The 17,240-nt window shown below is 56.4% G+C and carries 16 protein-coding genes and 1 tRNA gene; 7 read left to right on the top strand and 10 right to left on the bottom strand.

Annotation, left to right across the window (positions count from 1 at the left end):
• The first annotated feature begins 45 nt into the window (after positions 1-45).
• Positions 46-1,806: a DEAD/DEAH box helicase gene (locus ACOTWU_RS20375; RefSeq protein WP_126498851.1), complete on the top strand. Its 1,761-nt coding sequence runs from the start codon at positions 46-48 to the stop codon at positions 1,804-1,806.
• Positions 1,807-1,931: 125 nt separating this feature from the next.
• Positions 1,932-2,216, top strand: a complete 285-nt coding sequence (gene rplY, locus ACOTWU_RS20370) for a 50S ribosomal protein L25 (protein ID WP_015572298.1) — start codon at positions 1,932-1,934, stop codon at positions 2,214-2,216.
• A gap of 51 nt (positions 2,217-2,267) precedes the next feature.
• On the opposite strand, the gene yejK is transcribed toward rplY, so the two are convergent.
• Positions 2,268-3,275, bottom strand: coding sequence for a nucleoid-associated protein YejK (gene yejK, locus ACOTWU_RS20365; RefSeq protein WP_017693031.1), 1,008 nt, complete (start codon positions 3,273-3,275; stop codon positions 2,268-2,270).
• Between the two features lie 134 nt (positions 3,276-3,409).
• On the opposite strand from yejK, the gene ACOTWU_RS20360 reads away from it, so the two are divergent.
• The 3 genes from ACOTWU_RS20360 to ACOTWU_RS20350 all read left to right on the top strand — a co-directional run bounded on the left by ACOTWU_RS20360 (position 3,410) and on the right by ACOTWU_RS20350 (position 5,567).
• On the top strand, positions 3,410-3,637 hold the full coding sequence (locus ACOTWU_RS20360) for a YejL family protein (RefSeq protein ID WP_001135586.1): 228 nt from the start codon (positions 3,410-3,412) through the stop codon (positions 3,635-3,637).
• Positions 3,638-3,656: 19 nt separating this feature from the next.
• Entirely contained in the window at positions 3,657-5,417 is a 1,761-nt protein-coding gene (yejM, locus tag ACOTWU_RS20355; protein WP_017383404.1) for an LPS biosynthesis-modulating metalloenzyme YejM, read from the top strand.
• A gap of 73 nt (positions 5,418-5,490) precedes the next feature.
• A tRNA-Pro gene (locus ACOTWU_RS20350) sits at positions 5,491-5,567 on the top strand.
• A gap of 66 nt (positions 5,568-5,633) precedes the next feature.
• Here the strand turns inward: ACOTWU_RS20350 and ACOTWU_RS20345 are convergent.
• A complete protein-coding gene (locus tag ACOTWU_RS20345) occupies positions 5,634-5,894 on the bottom strand; it encodes a DUF2534 family protein (protein ID WP_045343803.1) in 261 nt (86 codons plus the stop codon).
• A 202-nt stretch (positions 5,895-6,096) separates the two neighbouring features.
• Here ACOTWU_RS20345 and eco point away from each other — a divergent pair, with 202 nt between their 5' ends.
• Complete coding sequence (gene eco / locus ACOTWU_RS20340) at positions 6,097-6,606, top strand: serine protease inhibitor ecotin (protein WP_032648923.1); 510 nt, start codon at positions 6,097-6,099, stop codon at positions 6,604-6,606.
• Positions 6,607-6,740: 134 nt separating this feature from the next.
• Here eco and mqo read toward each other — a convergent pair whose 3' ends face one another.
• Entirely contained in the window at positions 6,741-8,390 is a 1,650-nt protein-coding gene (gene mqo / locus ACOTWU_RS20335; protein WP_063933222.1) for a malate dehydrogenase (quinone), read from the bottom strand.
• A 187-nt stretch (positions 8,391-8,577) separates the two neighbouring features.
• Between mqo and ACOTWU_RS20330 the strand changes: the two genes are divergently transcribed.
• The gene (locus ACOTWU_RS20330; protein WP_052951261.1) at positions 8,578-9,873 is read left to right on the top strand and encodes a SulP family inorganic anion transporter; all 1,296 of its coding nucleotides are present in this window, start codon (positions 8,578-8,580) and stop codon (positions 9,871-9,873) included.
• On the opposite strand, the gene mgtE is transcribed toward ACOTWU_RS20330, so the two are convergent.
• From mgtE to ACOTWU_RS20295, 7 genes are all read right to left on the bottom strand, one after another.
• Positions 9,836-11,272 (bottom strand): magnesium transporter, encoded by a 1,437-nt coding sequence (mgtE, locus tag ACOTWU_RS20325; protein ID WP_006811337.1) that lies wholly within the window; start codon positions 11,270-11,272, stop codon positions 9,836-9,838. The genes ACOTWU_RS20330 and mgtE overlap by 38 nt on opposite strands.
• Positions 11,273-11,412: 140 nt before the next feature.
• Positions 11,413-13,056, bottom strand: coding sequence for a multidrug ABC transporter permease/ATP-binding protein (locus ACOTWU_RS20320; protein WP_126498852.1), 1,644 nt, complete (start codon positions 13,054-13,056; stop codon positions 11,413-11,415).
• A gap of 76 nt (positions 13,057-13,132) precedes the next feature.
• Positions 13,133-13,783: a DNA oxidative demethylase AlkB gene (gene alkB / locus ACOTWU_RS20315; protein WP_003859395.1), complete on the bottom strand. Its 651-nt coding sequence runs from the start codon at positions 13,781-13,783 to the stop codon at positions 13,133-13,135.
• Positions 13,783-14,841, bottom strand: a complete 1,059-nt coding sequence (gene ada, locus ACOTWU_RS20310) for a bifunctional DNA-binding transcriptional regulator/O6-methylguanine-DNA methyltransferase Ada (RefSeq protein ID WP_039270337.1) — start codon at positions 14,839-14,841, stop codon at positions 13,783-13,785. The genes alkB and ada overlap by 1 nt, the downstream gene beginning before the upstream one ends.
• Before the next feature lie 72 nt (positions 14,842-14,913).
• Positions 14,914-15,969, bottom strand: coding sequence for an FAD:protein FMN transferase ApbE (apbE, locus tag ACOTWU_RS20305; RefSeq protein ID WP_015572290.1), 1,056 nt, complete (start codon positions 15,967-15,969; stop codon positions 14,914-14,916).
• A 114-nt stretch (positions 15,970-16,083) separates the two neighbouring features.
• A complete protein-coding gene (locus ACOTWU_RS20300; protein ID WP_421625793.1) occupies positions 16,084-17,163 on the bottom strand; it encodes a porin OmpC in 1,080 nt (359 codons plus the stop codon).
• On the bottom strand, positions 17,160-17,240 hold an 81-nt coding region (locus ACOTWU_RS20295; RefSeq protein WP_048266543.1), incomplete at its 5' end, for a hypothetical protein. The genes ACOTWU_RS20300 and ACOTWU_RS20295, both read right to left, overlap by 4 nt.

The raw sequence follows: 17,240 nt of genomic DNA, 5'->3' as shown, positions 1-17,240 counted from the left end.
AAGTTTCGTGGCATACTATATGCGAGTTAACTGAATAGAGAAGCCATGACGTTCACATTACGCCCCTATCAGCAGGAAGCCGTTGATGCCACCCTCGCCTGGTTTCGCAAGCATCGGGAGCCCGCCGCCATCGTTCTCCCGACCGGAGCCGGTAAAAGCCTGGTGATTGCCGAACTGGCGCGCCTGGCCCGCGGACGCGTGCTGGTGCTGGCGCACGTCAAAGAGCTGGTGGCGCAAAACCACGCCAAATATTGCGCGCTCGGCCTGGAGGCCGACATTTTTGCCGCCGGACTGAAGCGCAAAGAGAGCCACGGAAAAGTGGTGTTTGGCAGCGTACAATCCGTTGCGCGCAACCTGGAACTGTTTCGCAGCGAGTTTTCCCTGCTGATTGTCGATGAGTGTCACCGCATCAGCGATGACGACGACAGCCAGTATCAGCAAATCCTCACTCATCTGAAAAAGGTGAATCCTCACCTCCGTCTGCTTGGCCTCACCGCCACGCCGTTTCGTCTGGGCAAGGGCTGGATTTATCAGTTTCATTATCACGGCATGGCGCGTGGCGATGAAAAGGCCCTGTTCCGCGACTGTATCTATGAGCTTCCGCTGCGCTACATGATCAAGCACGGCTACCTGACGCCGCCGGAGCGGCTGGATATGCCCGTCGTGCAGTACGATTTCAGCCGCTTACAGGCGCAGAGCAACGGGCTGTTCAGCGAGGCAGATCTTAACCATGAGCTGAAAAAACAGAAGCGGATCACGCCGCATATCATCAGCCAGATTGAAGAGTTCGCACAAACGCGCAAAGGGGTGATGATTTTTGCTGCCACTGTCGAACACGCGCGCGAAATTACGGGGCTGCTGCCCGCCGACGACGCGGCGTTAATTACCGGTGAAACCCCCGGCCCGGAGCGCGACAGCCTGATTGAGGACTTCAAAGCTCAGCGGTTCCGCTATCTGGTGAATGTCTCCGTACTAACCACCGGCTTTGACGCCCCGCACGTCGACCTGATTGCGATTCTTCGCCCGACGGAATCCGTCAGCCTGTATCAGCAGATTGTTGGCCGCGGGCTGCGTCTGGCGCCGGGCAAAACCGACTGTCTGATCCTTGATTACGCCGGTAACCCGCACGATCTCTATTCGCCGGAAGTCGGCACGCCAAAAGGCAAGAGCGACAACGTGCCCGTTCAGGTTTTTTGCCCTGCCTGCGGGTTTGCCAACACCTTCTGGGGGAAAACCACCGCCGACGGCACGCTGATCGAACATTTTGGCCGCCGCTGTCAGGGCTGGTTTGAAGACGATGAAGGCCATCGCGAACAGTGTGACTTCCGCTTCCGCTTCAAAAACTGCCCGCAGTGCAATGCCGAAAACGACATTGCCGCCCGCCGCTGTCGAGAGTGCGACACGGTCCTGGTCGACCCGGACGACATGCTGAAAGCGGCGCTGAAGCTGAAAGATGCGCTGGTGCTGCGCTGTTCCGGCATGGCCTTACAGCCCGGCGCGGATGAAAAAGGCGAGTGGCTAAAAATTACCTACTACGACGAGGATGGCGCAGACGTCAGCGAGCGGTTCCGGGTCCAGACGCCCGCCCAGCGCACCGCGTTTGAGCAGCTCTTTATCCGCCCGCATACCCGCACGCCTGGCGTGCCGCTGCGCTGGATAACCGTGGCCGATATCGTGCGCCAGCAGGCGTTACTGCGCCATCCTGATTTTGTTGTCGCCCGTAAAAAAGGGCAGTTCTGGCAGGTGCGTGAGAAGGTCTTTGACTATGAAGGACGCTTTCGCCGGGCAAACGAATTGCGCGGTTAACGGGACTTTTCGTTGATGCGCGAGCCATTTGAGTATAAAATGCCGCCCGCTTCACATCCGTGAGGCAGAACACTCACCTGCTGCTGGGTCGCCTGTAGTAGGGTTTTAAATACAGAGAGAAATCAATGTTCACTATCGAAGCAGAAGTACGTAACGTGCAGGGTAAGGGTGCGAGCCGCCGCCTGCGTACCGCAAACAAGTTCCCGGCTATCGTTTACGGTGGCGAAGCTGCTCCAGTTGCTATTGAACTGGATCACGACAAAGTATGGAACATGCAGAACAAAGCTGAATTCTACAGCGAAGTTCTGACCATCGTTGTTGACGGTAAAGAAGAAAAAGTGAAAGTTCAGGCTGTTCAGCGTCACGCGTTCAAGCCAAAACTGACTCACATCGACTTCGTTCGCGCGTAATCGCAAACCTGTCGAGAAAAACCCCGCGTTTGCGGGGTTTTTTTATGGCTGTTACTTACCGCCTGAAGTGCGACGCTGAAGCTGGTCGCGCAGATTCGGCGGTGTGCCTTTAATGGTCAGCGTGTCGGTGGCCGGGTCCCAGAAGATACGTTCCCCGAGCAGCATGGCATCAAAGTTAATGGTTAACCCACCGCCGCTACCGGCAAATTTCGTCAGCTGACGCAGCGTACTGCGATCCGCCGGGAAGCTCTCTTCCAGCTCATAGCCTTTTTCCGCAGTAAATTCCTGGAAGCTGACTTCGCTGACGCCTGCCAGCTCTTTGGACAGCGACTCCAGCTCAATCTCTTCTCCAGCCTGTAGCTGCTCGTTGCAGTAGCTGTAAACCTGCTGACGCACGGTCTGACGCTCAGATTTATCAAGCTGCGCCTCAGCCGTAAAGTCATCCACCGCCTGGAGGAGACCTTTGTTCTGCGCTTTGGCATTCAGCCCTTCGCTGGCGCCGAGGAAGTCCATAAAGAAATCCGCCACTTTGCGGCCCACGCGGCCTTTAAGGAAGGTCAGATAGCGCGTTGATTCCGGGTTGGTTTCCCATTCGGTTAAATCGATACGCGCCACAATATCCGCATGGTTGATATCCAGGTAGTGCGTTGAGCTGATATCCAGCTGCTCGTTCACGCGCATACTGCTTAAGTTATTCAGCACGGTGACCAGCAGATACTCTACCGCCAGATAGCGGTAGTGGCAGAACAGGACGATACCGCCATCGGCGAAGGGATATTTCGCCAGCTCGTCACGCAGACGGCCAGTAGCAGCGCGGCTGAATGCCAGGAAATCCTCTTCGCCCTGACGTTGCAGGCGCAGGCTATCCGCCAGTTCGCTCTCTTCGCTGAACAAGCCATAGGCTTTATTTTTCGCGCTGTAGACGCGATGCAACTCCGCCATCATCTCGACAACGGTAGGCGTTGGTTCCAGTAACGAATCGCGCAGCACCACTTCAAGGGTTTGCTCATCACGCTTGATAAGCTGGTGCAAGGCAATCTGGTTGATTTCCAGACTCATGATAAACTCTCCTTTTAGACCGGGCGGTATTCAACCACCACCAACGCATGTGTGCAACAGAAGATAAAAAAGGGGAAAAAAAGCTGTTGCTACGGTAATATGTCGCCCTTCTCTCAACAAACTGATTTTGATTTATGCCACAACATTCCCGCTACAGTGACGAACACGTTGAACAATTGCTCAGTGAGCTGGTCAACGTACTGGAAAAACATAAAACGCCAACCGATCTCTCCCTGATGGTTTTGGGAAATATGGTTACCAACCTGATCAATACCAGCGTTGCTCCGGCTCAGCGTCAGGCGATCGCCAAATCTTTCGCCCAGGCTTTGCAGTCCTCCGTTAGCGACGACCAGGCACACTAAGGGAAACGAACAACAGTTTATGGTGACGAATCGTCAGCGCTACCGTGAAAAAGTCTCCCAGATGGTCAGCTGGGGGCACTGGTTTGCCCTGTTCAACATTCTGTTGGCGATGGTGCTCGGCTGCCGTTATCTGTTTGTGGCGGACTGGCCAACCACGTTAACCGGACGCATCTACTCGTGGATGAGCCTTGTTGGTCACTTTAGCTTTCTGGTCTTCGCCACCTATCTGCTGATCCTGTTCCCACTGACGTTTATCGTCATGTCGCAGCGGCTGATGCGCTTCCTGTCCGCCATTCTTGCGACGGCGGGCATGACGCTGTTGCTGATCGACAGCGAAGTCTTTACCCGCTTCCACCTGCACCTGAATCCTGTCGTCTGGGAGCTGGTCATTAACCCGGATCAGAACGAGACCGCGCGCGACTGGCAGCTGATGTTTATCAGCGTGCCGATCATCCTGCTGATCGAAATGCTGTTCGCCACGTGGAGCTGGCAGAAACTCCGCAGTCTGACCCGACGCCGCCATTATGCGAAGCCCGTCGCGGCGCTCTTTTTCGCCTCATTTATCGGTTCGCACCTGATGTATATCTGGGCAGATGCGAACTTCTATCGCCCGATTACCATGCAGCGCGCGAATCTGCCGCTCTCCTATCCGATGACGGCGCGTCGTTTCCTCGAAAAACACGGCCTGCTGGACGCGCAGGAGTATCAGCGTCGTCTGGTCGAACAGGGTAATCCGGAAGCGGTCAGCGTGCAGTATCCCCTGAGCGATCTGAAATATCGCGACATGGGGCGCGGTCAGAACGTGCTGCTGATTACCGTCGATGGCCTGAACTATTCCCGCTATGAGAAGCAGATGCCGGCGCTGGCTGAATTCGCTGAGAACAACATCGTATTTACTCAGCATATGAGCTCCGGTAATTCGACCGACGCGGGTATTTTCGGCCTGTTCTACGGCATTTCACCGAGCTATATGGACGGCGTGCTGTCGGCCCGTATTCCGGCGGCATTGATTACCGGACTTAATCAGCAGGGCTACCAGCTGGGGCTGTTCGCCTCTGATGGTTTCAACAGCTCGCTGTACCGCCAGGCGCTGCTGTCCGATTTCTCACTGCCCGCCGCGCAGAGCCAGTCTGACGATCGGACCGCTGACCAGTGGATAGACTGGCTGAAGCGCTATGCGCAGGAAGATAACCGCTGGTTCTCCTGGGTTGCGTTTAACGGCACAACGCTTGATGACAGCAATCAGAAAGGCTTCGCGCGCCGCTATAGCCGTGCGGCGGGCGATGTCGATGCGCAGATCGGCCGCGTGCTGACCGCCCTGCGCGACGCGGGCAAGCTGGATAATACGGTCGTGATTATCACGGCGGGGCATGGCGTGCCGCTCGGCGACGAGGCGAAGGGCATGGAGTGGTCGCGTCCGAACCTGCATGTTCCCCTGGTGATCCACTGGCCGGGCACTCCTGCGCAGCGCATCAACATGCTCACCGACCATAAAGACGTCATGACCACGTTAATGCAACGGCTGCTGCACGTCAGCACACCGGCAATTGAGTACTCGCAGGGACAAGACCTCTTTAGCGCCACGCGGCGTCATAACTGGGTCACGGCTGCTGGCGGAAACACGCTGGTGGTGACCACGCCCACGTTGTCCCTGGTGCTGAACAGCAATGGCAATTACCAGACGTATAACCTCGAAGGTGAGAAGCTGAAAGACCAGAAGCCGCAGCTCAGTTTGCTGTTGCAGGTGCTGACAGACGAGAAGCGCTTTATCGCTAACTGATTATTTATGAATCAGTTAGCGTTGCTTGCCCCTTGCATTCAAAAAGGAATCGAGTAGTATTCCTTTTATGCGTCGGCACGTAGCGCAGCCTGGTAGCGCACCGTCATGGGGTGTCGGGGGTCGGAGGTTCAAATCCTCTCGTGCCGACCAAAACTACACAAAAAAACCAGCCGCTTATGGCTGGTTTTTTATTGCCTGTCTCCGCATGCGCAATGCTTAGTGTTTTTCACGCCCACCGAGAAAGAAAATCCCCAGCGGAATCGCCAGCAGGACGGTGAACACCAGGCTGTAAACAAAGATCATCGCCGATTGCAGGACAAACATGCTGGTTGTCCAGGCAGAGAGCGGGATGTTGTACTGCTCAATCACACCGACAATGGTTGCTCGCCCCACGCATGCAGCAGCAATCATAAACACAACCAGTAACGCCAGCAGGAACTTGCGGCCTTCAGGTGTCTTCAGTTTTTCCCCTACCATCTCCCCTCCCTTTACAGATGAATAACAATAATTAACGCGTAAAATAACACGATTGCCGCATCGACTCCAACACAGCATTAAACACCAATAAATGAACATAAAAGCAGTGCATTACTCCGTTTAAAATGAAAATATGAGTAAATTGCGCCAACTATTCACGTGCTATATGTTAGTCTTTCCAGGATCGTTTTAACAAAAAGGAATGACAGTGAAAAACGCACCTAAATTTGCCATCGCCCTCATCGCCGCTGCGTGCGCCAGCACCAGTGCTTTCGCCAGCGAAACCCAGAAAGAGCAGCCGCTGGAAAAAGTTGCTCCGTATCCGCAAGCGGACAAAGGGATGAAGCGCCAGGTTATTCAGCTCCCGGCTCAGCAGGATGAAGCAAATTTCAAAGTTGAGCTGTTAATCGGCCAGACGCTGGAAGTGGACTGCAACCAGCATCGCCTGGGCGGCCAGCTGGAAAGCAAAACGCTGGAAGGCTGGGGCTATGACTACTATGTCTTCGACAAAGTAACCTCGCCAGTCTCCACCATGATGGCGTGCCCGGACGGCAAGAAAGAGAAGAAATTTATTACCGCGTATCTGGGTGATAACAGTCTGCTGCGCTATAACAGCAAGCTGCCGATCGTCGTATACACGCCGGAAAACGTGGATGTGAAATATCGCGTATGGAAGGCGGATGAGACGGTAGGACAAGCGGTAGTTCGTTAATAATAAGTCGGGTGGCGCTCTCGCTTACCCGACCAGGAAAGGGTGCGTTCTGGTGCCCTCACCCCAACCCTCTCCCACCGGGAGAGGGAGAAAACACTAAAAACGGTAACGGATGTTACCGTTTTGCGTTTACCTTACAGCGCGACATCCGCTACCGGCTTGCTTTCCGCCTGAGGCTTCAGCTCTGCCTTTGGCGCAGCATCCGCAGCCTGCGGTTTGACGTATTGCAGTTGCAGAACGCGGCTGGTGTATTCCAGCTCTTGTTCCGTGGCTTCAACGTTACCGTTCAGCTTCGTACCGTAGGATGGAATAATGGTTTTCAGCTTCGCCTGCCATTCCGGACTGGATACTTTGTCCTTAAACACTTTTTCCATCAGGTGCAGCATGATTGGCGCAGCGGTAGACGCCCCCGGAGATGCCCCCAGCAGCGCGGCAATGGTGCCATCCTTATCGCTTACCACTTCGGTGCCCAGACGCAGCACGCCGCCCTCTTTCGGATCGCGTTTGATAATCTGCACGCGCTGACCCGCCTGCCACAGACGCCAGTCTTCTTTCTTCGCCTGCGGATAGTACTCTTTCAGCGCCTCGAAGCGTTCTTCATCAGAGAGCATCACCTGGCTAATCAGGTATTTCACCAGATCGAAGTTATCCAGCCCCACGTCCATCATTGGCTTGACGTTTGACGTCGTGGTCGCGCTCAGCAGATCCCACAGGGAACCGTTTTTCAGGAATTTGGTGGAGAATGTGGCAAACGGCCCGAACAGCACTACGCGCTTACCGTCCAGCATGCGGGTGTCGATATGCGGAACGGACATCGGTGGTGCGCCCACAGAGGCCTGACCGTACACTTTAGCCAGATGACGGTTAACCACTTCCGGGTTTTCCGACACCAGGAACTGGCCGCCGACCGGGAAGCCCGCGTAGTCGTCCGCTTCCGGAATACCGGACTCCTGCAACAGTTTCAGCGCCGCGCCGCCCGCACCAATAAACACGAACTTCGCCTTAATCACATGCTCGGCTTCGTTGTTTTTCAGATCGGCAACGGTCACGCTCCAGCTGTTATCCGCGTTGCGCTTGAAACCACGCACTTCGGAGCTGAGTTGCAGGTTAAAGTTCTCTTTTTTCTTCAGAGAGGACACCAGCTGACGGGTGATTTCACCGTAGTTAACGTCAGTACCAATTTCAGTGCGGGTCGCCGCTACTTTCTGGTTCGGATCGCGGCCTTCCATGACCAGCGGCGCCCACTCTTTGATTTGAGCGTGATCTTCAGAGTATTTCATCCCGCGGAAAAGCGTGCTCTGTTGCAGGGCAGCGTAGCGCGCGCGCAGGAAGTTGACGTTTTGATCGCCCCACACAAAGCTCATGTGCGGTACGGTGTTGATGAAAGAGTGCGGATTGTGCAACACACCGCTGTTCACCTGGTGAGACCAGAACTGACGTGAGATCTGGAACGCTTCGTTGATCTCTACCGCCTTCTCGATACTAATGGAACCGTCCTTTTTCTGCGGCGTATAGTTCAGTTCCATGAGTGCCGAGTGCCCCGTCCCGGCGTTGTTCCAGCCGTTAGAGCTTTCCTGTGCCACGCCATCGAGGCGCTCGACCATGGTCATGGACCAGTTCGGCTCTAATTCCTGAAGATACGTTCCCAGCGTGGCGCTCATGATGCCGCCACCAATTAAAAGGACATCCGTTTCCTGCTCTTTTGGTGCGTCAGCCTTCGCCGCCATCGAGACGACGTTCAGCCCCACGGCCAGAGAAAAGAGCACGGCAGTCATTTTTTTCATCATTTATGCCTTAGTTGAATAGTGCTTGATGCGTGGAAATTACAGGTGAAACACGCTGCGGTGGCACGGTAGCAACTTTTAAATATTGTTTAAAGGTTACGAAATTATTGTAATTGTGAAATTTAATGATGGATTGTTTGTAGGGATTTGGCAGACAGGCTGGCACCCGACGATTTTCCTGGCTATCATGCTGCACTTTGTGATCGCGCGCACGGAAGCCTGCCCCTACCAGCGAATTGTTATGTCATTACCCCACTCGTCTGTACCTCAAGAAGGCCATGTCGCCACTGTTTTACGTTCGCCTCACCGTCTGATGCGCGAAACCCTGGCCGGTGTGATTACCGCGCTGGCGCTGATCCCGGAAGTGATTTCGTTTTCCGTGGTCGCGGGCGTGGATCCGAAAGTGAGCCTTATCGCCTCCGTGGTGCTCTGTTTCGCCCTTTCCCTGCTCGGCGGGCGTCCGGCCATGGTGACGGCGGCGGCAGGTTCCGTCGCGCTGGTGATTGGGCCGATGGTCCATCAACACGGCGTACAGTACATTCTGCCCGCAGTGGTGATGGCAGGCGTGATTCAGATCCTGTTCGGCGCGCTGGGTATGGCGCGGCTGATGCGCTTTATTCCCCAGTCGGTGATGACCGGGTTTGTTAACGCCCTTGGCATTTTGATTTTCTTTGCCCAGGTGCCCCATTTCTGGAGCCGAAGCCCGCTGATTGTGGGCCTGTTCGTGCTGACGCTGCTGATTGTGCTGTGGGTGCCACGCTATATCAAAAGCGTGCCCTCCCCGCTGATTGCCATTGTGCTGCTGACTTTGTTCACCGTCACCAGCGGGCAAATCCTGCCGACGGTAGGGGATGAAGGCTCCATGGGTGGCGGTTTGCCGGGCTTTACGCAACTGCTGGTGCCGCTCAATCTGGAAACCCTGAGCATCATCTGGCCGTGCGCGCTCAGTATCGCTTTCGTTGGCCTGCTGGAATCCTTGTTGACGGCAAAACTGGTTGACGAGCTGACCGCTACCCCCTCCAGTAAACGCCGCGAGAGCATCGGGCTGGGCGTGGGGAATATTATGGCCGGGTTCTACGGCGGCATTGCGGGCTGCGCGATGATTGGGCAAACCATCGTTAACGTGGAGATGGGGAAAGGCAGAAGCCGTATCTCCACCCTTGCGGCGGGCATCGTACTGCTGGTGCTGGTTACGGCGCTCAGCGAGGTGATGGCCAAAATCCCGATGGCGGTACTGGCGGGTATTATGGCCATTGTGGCCGTCAAGACATTTAGCTGGCATAGCGTTCAGCCCGGAACGCTGAAAAACGCGCCGGTGGCTGAAACCGTCGTGATGCTGGTGACGGTTGTGGCAACGGTTTCCACCGGCAACCTGGCGATTGGCGTGCTGGGCGGGATTGTGATGATGTTCATCCTCCCTGCCCGACTTAAGCAAAAAGCGCTGGCTACAGAAGAAAAATCGTCGCCAGTCCAAGAAAAATAAAGAAACCGCCGGTATCGGTAATGGCGGTGATCATCACGCTCGACCCCACCGCGGGGTCGCGCCCCAGCCGGGTCATGGTCAACGGGATAATCACGCCCATCATCGCCGCCACCAGCAGATTCAGCACCATCGCCAGCATCATGACCCCGCCCAGCGCCATATCATCGTACAGCCACCAGGTAATGCCGCCCATGATGCCGCCCCAGACCAGGCCGTTAATCAGCGCGACGCCCATCTCCCTGAAAATCAGCCACGAAAAATTACCCGGCTGAATGTTTTCCAGCGCCAGGGCGCGAACGATCATGGTGATAGTCTGATTGCCGGTGTTCCCGCCGATCCCCGCCACAATCGGCATCAGCGACGCCAGGGCCACCAGTTGGGAAATGGTATGTTCAAAGCCGTCAATAACGCGGGACGCCACGAACGCGGTGCATAAATTGATGGCGAGCCACGCCCAGCGCGTTTTGACGGCCTTGCCGACGGAGGCATGAACGTCATCTTCGGCACTGATCCCGCCAAGGGCACGCAGGTCGTTATCGGTCTCTTCATAGACCACGTCAACGATCTCATCGATGGTCAGACGCCCCATCAGCTTGCCCACCGAATCCACCACCGCCGCGCTCACCAGGTCATCACGTTCGAAGGTACGCGCCGCTTTTTCGGCATCGTCTTCCGGCGAGAAGACCATCGGCTCGGTTTCCATGACCTCACTCACCCGCTGCTGGGTGCTGTTCAGCAGGATCGTTTTCAGCTCCAGCTCCCCGAGCAGAGTTTTATCCCGCGAGGTGACGAATAGTTTATCGGTGTTGTCCGGCATACTGCCCAGGCGACGAAGATAGCGCTGCACCGTACCCAGGGTGACGTCCGGGCGCACGGTGATGACGCCAAACTCCATGATCGCGCCGACGCTGTTTTTCTCGTAGTGCATCACCTGACGCACGCGCGCCCGCTCTTCAGCAGGCAGGGAAGCCAGCAGGCGTCCGGTCAGGTTGCGCGGAAGATGCTGAACGAGGTAAATCTGCTCATCGATATCCAGCGTTTGCAGGGCGTCAAGGATGTCCCGGTCGCTCATCTCATCGATAAGGTCATCCCAGACGTTTTCCGAGGCTTCAAGCAATACCTGACCGCGCTCGTGATCCTGCACCAGCCGCCACAGGGCGTGGCGCTCTTCGGAAGGCAATGCCTCCAGGGTGTCCGCCAGGTCCGGGGGCGGTAAATGTGCAACCAGCGCACCTACCTCAGCAATATCGTCGGCCAGCGTGCCGACATCATATTGCTCAGCCAGGGTTAGCTTACCCAATAACGTTGACGTAACCGCTTTATCGGTCGTCAGGAGCCAGATGAGCCGCGCACGCTCCTGGTCACGCTGCCTGGCGCTGTTTTTCTTTAATACCGACATCAATCATAAATCCATTAAATGAGTTGGCGTTAAGCATAGCGCGGGGATATGTAAATAAGAATAAACGGCGGGTCGGGATGGAGAAAAAAACGGCATATATGAAAAATTAGTGTGCCGGGCGCCACCCGGCACAATTGCAATCAGGCCGTACGCGCCACCGCGTCCCGTGACGCCGCATCGCGCTCATCGCCGGTCAGCTCGCTCAGCTTGCCGTCGCGCATCTCCAGCAGACGGTCGGCGTGAATGAAGTAGTGATCGTCATGGCTGATGGCAAAAATGGTTTTTCCCATCGCCTGCATCAGCGGCAGCAGGACCTGATAAAACTCGCGACGGAAGTGCGGGTCCTGATCGGCGGCCCACTCATCCAGCAGGATGATGTCACGCTCCTCGGCCAGGGCCAGCAGCAGCGCCACGCGCTTCTTCTGCCCTTTCGACAGCTTGAGATTCAGGATTTTGCCATCCTGAAGCTCCAGCTTGTGTGACATTTGCAGGTGCGCAAGCCACTTCTCCACCAGCGCCGGATCCGCCTGCTGCCCTTCCGGTCCCAGCAGCCGGTCGAACAGCCAGACGTCGGTAAATACCGCCGAGAAGAGCTTGCGGTAGTCCTCCGATTTCTCCGCGCTCAGCGCTTTACCATCCAGCAAAATTTCACCCGCCTGCGGCTGGTAGAGGCCCGTCAGCAGCATCGCCAGCGTAGATTTGCCGCTGCCGTTGCCGCCGATAAGGAACAGCAGTTCGCCGCGGTGAATGGTCAGGTTTATCGGCCCTACGGAGAAGGCGTTATCCTGATAGCGGAAGGTAACGTTACGCAGCTCCAGCGTTTGCCAGTTCGGGAAGGCCTGCGGGCGCGGGAACTCAGCCTTAAACGGCGCAAGGTCGAATTTCTTCAGCTTGTTGAAGGCCACCTGAGCGCTCAGCAGCGTCGGCAGTGCGCCTACGGCCGACAGCAGCGGCGTACGTAAAAACAGCAGCGTCAGGGAGTAGGTTGCCGCCACGTTGGTATCCGCCCACCCCAGGCTGTTCGCCATCCAGAACACCAGGCCAATCGCGCCCAGCATCATGATATTGGACCAGTTCACGGCGCTCAGGTGGAACGTATCGGCGCGGATAATGTGATGACGATATTCGTGCGCATCCGGGATATAGAGATGGTTGAAGATATGCTCGGCACGCTCGCGGTTCAGTGTCAGCTCTTTGCGCCCTTCCAGCACCGTCTGATAATCGTTATAGAGCTTGTCTTCCGTTTCGCGCAGCACCGCCATGTGCTTATAGACGCGTGATACCAGCAGGAACCCGCCCCAGATGGTAATAACAATCCACAGCGCCGTCACCGCCAGCATTTTGCTGGAGAGCCAGGCGAGATAGGCTGCCGAGCCAAATGTCAGGATGATCCCCTGCACCAGCTCCGGCAGGCGCACAAAGGCGATGGTAATGGCGCGCACATCGCTGGTCAGCCCCGCCAGCAGAGAGGCACTTCCCAGCTGTTCGATGCGTTCCACCTGAGTATCAAGGATCCGTTTGATGAACTCACTGCGCAGACGGAAAACGAAATGGTGGCCGAGGGCGGTCAGCGCCAGCTGTGACCCGAGCGTGACTGCCATCAGCAGCAGCAGTAAACCCAGAAATTCCGGCAGGACTGAGAGTGACGTGTCGACCATTTCGATCAAACGCACGTTAATGAAGGCAATCAGGCCGATCCCCAGCGCCGCGCTGGCAAGGCTTAACGCCATCACCGCGATAAAAGGCCAGCGATACTGCCGCCAGACAAGAAGAAGTAGTTGCATGCAGAGCAATCCGGACAAGAAAAATCAGCCAGCAGTGTAAACTGCCTTTCACACACATCAAGAATAATTCTTATTTTTATTCTCTGTATGCCGCCTGACGGAACGTGAGGTTGTAGCGAAATGCCCCCGCCACCGGGTGATCGCCAGGTTTAAGCGGCTGAATACCGTGGTAAAAAAGCCGTGATTCACCGCCCCAGACCACCACATCACCATGCTCCAGCATCAGCCGTTTGAGCGGGTCGTTGCGCCGCAGGCCGCCAAACTGAAAGACAGCGGGCAGCCCAAGGGATACCGAGACAATCGGCGCGCGCAGGTCCGGCTCGTCCTTATCCTGATGCAAGGAGAGCTTTGCCCCAACGGCATAGCGGTTGATAAGACAGGCATCGGGTCGAAAATCAGGATAGCCGGCCGCCACGGCGGCGTCATGACACAGCGCCTGAAACGCCTCCGGCATCGGCGGCCACGGCTGATCCGTCAGCGGATCGTTCGCGGCATATACATAGCCCCGCTCATTCGTCGCCCATCCCAGTTCGCCGCAGTTGGTCATCGCCACGGACATGGTATACCCGCCCGGCGTAACCATATGGCGAAACGGCGAACAAGCGGTAACGGCATCAATACCGTCGAACAGCGCCGCCGCCCGAGAAAGCGCGAAGCGTCTCAGGATCGTCGCCCCCGGCGCGAGCGGCTCGTGCCAGGGTTCAGCATCAGCAAAAAGATCGAGCATTATCCCTCCGGGTTGTTCGCCTCACGTTTCAACAATAGCATCTTACGCGCTGCTCCCCAGCGATAACCCGACAGCGCACCGTCGTTACGCACCACGCGATGACAGGGGATGACTATCGCCAGTTTGTTGGCACCGCAGGCCCCCGCCACGGCACGTACGGCATTGGGTTTACCAATGGCCTTCGCCACCTGCTGATAGCTTGCCGTTTCACCGCAGGGGATATCCCGCAGCGCCTGCCAGACCTGCTGCTGGAAGGCGGTACCACGGATATCCAGCGGCAGCGTCAGCGGCGTCGCGCGGCTGTCGACAGAGGCAATAACCTGCCGAACACGCCCGGCAAACGCGCCTTCCATCGGTTCACGGACGGCAAGCGGAAACAGTGACAGCAGCTCAGCCGTCAGCCCGGCGTCGTCATCACCCAGCAGTATTGCGCAGATCCCGCGCTCGCTTTCCGCCACCAGACAGCGGCCCAGCGAGCAGTCACTGATGGCATAGCGGACCGCAGCCTCTCCGTTGCGGTACTGTTTTGCCGTCATGCCCAGCGCGCCGTTGGCTTTACGGTAGTAACTGCTGCCGTCCGGAAAGCCAGCGGCCAGTACGGCGTCGGTGATTTTACCGCCCTGTGCAAGCAGGGTGCGCAGGCGTTGTTCACGCGCGGCCTGCTGCCATGCTTTCGGCGTCATGCCGGTGACGGATTTAAACAAGCGGTGGAAATGGAACGGACTCATGGCAACCTGCTGCGCCAGTGCCTCCAGGTTCAGCGCGGCATCCTGTTCAAGCAGTCGACAGGCCAGCGCAATGTTGGCCTTTTTCTGCGCCATAGGGTCGACCTGGTCCGGCCTACAGCGCTTACAGGGGCGGAAACCCGCCTGCGCGGCCTGGTGAGCGTCAGGATAAAAGCAGACATTTTTACGCAGCGCGTGGCGGGCGCGGCAGGACGGACGACAATAAATGCCGGTCGTCTGCACGGCAAAGACAAACTGGTTATCCGCACGCGGATCGCGGGCCAGTACGGCCTGCCAGCGATCCTCATCGGTAAGATAGGTTGTGTTTTTCATTATCGGCTCCTCTTACAAGCATACGCTCAGCTTGCCTGAACGCCACCGAACAAAAACCCGCAACCTTGCTTTTTAATTTTTTTCGCTCACCAGGAAGCTATTGAACTGCGGCGAACTCCAGGTTTTAAATCCGTCAGCCTCTTTGGTGATCATATAGACGGCCAGCCCTTCCTGACGCACCACCTCTTTGGCCTTCTCCGTGCCGAGCACCATCAATCCGGTATCCCAGGCATCCGCTTCCAGCGCGGTTGGGGCTATCACCGTCACGGACACCAGGTTGTGGGTAATCGGGCGTCCGGTTTGCGGATCAATCACGTGCGAGATACGTTTGCCATCCAGCTCGTAATAGTTGCGGTAGCTTCCGGAGGTGCTTATACCGTGCCCGTTGATGTCGACAATCGCCTGCACCGCGTTCTGCTGATCGGTTGGTTTTTGGATGGCCACTCGCCACGGCCTGCCGCTGGCGTTCATGCCCCGGCTGACGAGCGCGCCCCCGACGGAAACCAGATAACGCGGAATGCCTTCCTGCGCCATCAGGGCCGCGAGATGATCCGCAGCATACCCCTCGCCTACCGTGGAGAGATCCACAAACAGGTCGGGAATATCTTTTTGCAGGTATTGCTGACCGTACTGGGAGATCACCGCCAGATGCTGTAACCCCGTACGGGCGCGGGCGTCGTCGATGGCGGCTTGATCGGGTGTAGTCACCGGCTGCTTGTTGGGGCCAAATCCCCACAGGTTCACCAGCGGCCCCACGGTCACATCCATTGCGCCGTTGGTTTTGTAGCCCACGCGCATGGATTCCGTGACGATATCGGCCATCGCTTCGCTCACCGGCCACAGCGAGGTGCTGCTGGAGCGATTGAAACGCATCAGCGCTGAGTCATTTTTATAGGTAGAGAGTAGCTGATCGTCGGCATCCAGCTGCGCCTGAATTTTACCGCGTAATTCTTCAGCGCGGGATTTATCAATATCCATCACGCTGACGCGCCAGAAGGTCCCCATGGTTTTCCCTTCCAGCACCGTCGCGGCGGGTGCGTCGATTTTTGCGGGCTGTGTGGAAGAGTCACACGCGGTCAGGAGTAAAAAAGTCGCCAGAACGCTGGCGCGTAAAAAAGTCATATCCATTGGTTATTATCCTCATGCCAGGGCGGCAAGAGTACACTAAAACAGCGTATTTGTAAGACCCTAAAAAAGCATGAAAAAAGGGGCCTGATGGCCCCTTTGTCGCTGTATGAGCAATTAGAACTGGTAAACCAGACCCAGCGCGACGATATCGTCAGTACCGATACCTGCTGCGCGAGTGAAGTCGTTCTCATCAACCAGGTTGATTTTGTAATCAACGTAGGTGGACATGTTTTTGTTGAAGTAGTAAGTCGCGCCAACATCAACATATTTCAGCAGATCCTGGTCGCCGTAGCCGTTTTCCAGGTCCTTACCTTTAGATTGCAGGTACGCCACGGATGGACGCAGACCGAAGTCGAACTGATACTGCGCAACCACTTCGAAGTTCTGCGCTTTGTTAGCCCAGCCCAGGTCGCCCGCACGGGTCGCGTTGTAAGTCTGAGTATACTGTGCAGCCAGGTAGATGTTGTTCGCGTCGTATTTCAGACCACCGGTGTAGGTCTCTGCGCGATCGCCTTCACCGTAGTAGCCCGCAGCGTTCTGGTCAGCAGTACGTTTAGAACTGGTAACTGCCGTACCGATAGCGAAGCCTTCGCCCAGATCGTAGGTCAGAGAGCCGCCGTAGCCATCACCGTTCTGACGCAGCGCGTCACGACCGTTGTTGGTCTGGCCTTCGCCGCTTGGGCTGCCGTTTTTACCCTGGTACTGCAACGCGAAGTTCAGACCATCAACCAGACCGAAGAAGTCCTGGTTACGGTAGGTCGCGAAGCCGTTACCACGCTGCTGCATGAAGTTGTCAGAACCGTAGGTATCGCCGCCGAATTCCGGCAGAACGTCGGTCCAGGAAGTCACATCGTAAACAACGCCGTAGTTACGACCGTAGTCGAATGAACCCGCATCAGCGAATTTCAGACCTGCGAACGCCACACGCGTCCATGAGTTGTTTTCGTTCTCACCAGAGTTACCCTGGATCTGGTATTCCCACTGGCCGTAACCGGTCAGCTGGTCGTTAACCTGAGTTTCGCCTTTGAAGCCCAGACGCATGTAGGTCTGGTCGCCGTCTGCACTGTCGTCATCAGAGAAATAGTGCAGACCATCCACTTTACCGTACAGATCTAATTTGTTGCCGTCTTTGTTATAAATTTCAGCCGCATTTGCTGCGCCTGCCACCAGCAGAGCTCTGAGAGATCCCCTCATAATTTCCCCAAAGCGTAACCATGTGTGAATAAATTTTGAGCTAGTAGGGTTGCAGCCACGAGTAAGTCTTCCCTTGT

It is taken from the genome of Enterobacter cloacae complex sp. GYL001 (assembly GCF_049237125.1).
GTDB classification, from domain to species: Bacteria; Pseudomonadota; Gammaproteobacteria; order Enterobacterales; family Enterobacteriaceae; genus Enterobacter; species Enterobacter hormaechei_C.
This window is presented reverse-complemented; position numbering and strand designations above follow the sequence as displayed.

Bases quoted from the DNA above. Each gene is read 5' to 3' on its own strand.
- ACOTWU_RS20375 (WP_126498851.1), top strand. From the start codon at position 46: ATGACGTTCACATTACGCCCCTATCAGCAGGAAGCCGTTGATGCCACC.
- rplY (WP_015572298.1), top strand. From the start codon at position 1,932: ATGTTCACTATCGAAGCAGAAGTACGTAACGTGCAGGGTAAGGGTGCG.
- yejK (WP_017693031.1), bottom strand. From the start codon at position 3,275: ATGAGTCTGGAAATCAACCAGATTGCCTTGCACCAGCTTATCAAGCGT.
- ACOTWU_RS20360 (WP_001135586.1), top strand. From the start codon at position 3,410: ATGCCACAACATTCCCGCTACAGTGACGAACACGTTGAACAATTGCTC.
- yejM (WP_017383404.1), top strand. From the start codon at position 3,657: ATGGTGACGAATCGTCAGCGCTACCGTGAAAAAGTCTCCCAGATGGTC.
- ACOTWU_RS20345 (WP_045343803.1), bottom strand. From the start codon at position 5,894: ATGGTAGGGGAAAAACTGAAGACACCTGAAGGCCGCAAGTTCCTGCTG.
- eco (WP_032648923.1), top strand. From the start codon at position 6,097: ATGACAGTGAAAAACGCACCTAAATTTGCCATCGCCCTCATCGCCGCT.
- mqo (WP_063933222.1), bottom strand. From the start codon at position 8,390: ATGAAAAAAATGACTGCCGTGCTCTTTTCTCTGGCCGTGGGGCTGAAC.
- ACOTWU_RS20330 (WP_052951261.1), top strand. From the start codon at position 8,578: ATGCTGCACTTTGTGATCGCGCGCACGGAAGCCTGCCCCTACCAGCGA.
- mgtE (WP_006811337.1), bottom strand. From the start codon at position 11,272: ATGTCGGTATTAAAGAAAAACAGCGCCAGGCAGCGTGACCAGGAGCGT.
- ACOTWU_RS20320 (WP_126498852.1), bottom strand. From the start codon at position 13,056: ATGCAACTACTTCTTCTTGTCTGGCGGCAGTATCGCTGGCCTTTTATC.
- alkB (WP_003859395.1), bottom strand. From the start codon at position 13,783: ATGCTCGATCTTTTTGCTGATGCTGAACCCTGGCACGAGCCGCTCGCG.
- ada (WP_039270337.1), bottom strand. From the start codon at position 14,841: ATGAAAAACACAACCTATCTTACCGATGAGGATCGCTGGCAGGCCGTA.
- apbE (WP_015572290.1), bottom strand. From the start codon at position 15,969: ATGGATATGACTTTTTTACGCGCCAGCGTTCTGGCGACTTTTTTACTC.
- ACOTWU_RS20300 (WP_421625793.1), bottom strand. From the start codon at position 17,163: ATGAGGGGATCTCTCAGAGCTCTGCTGGTGGCAGGCGCAGCAAATGCG.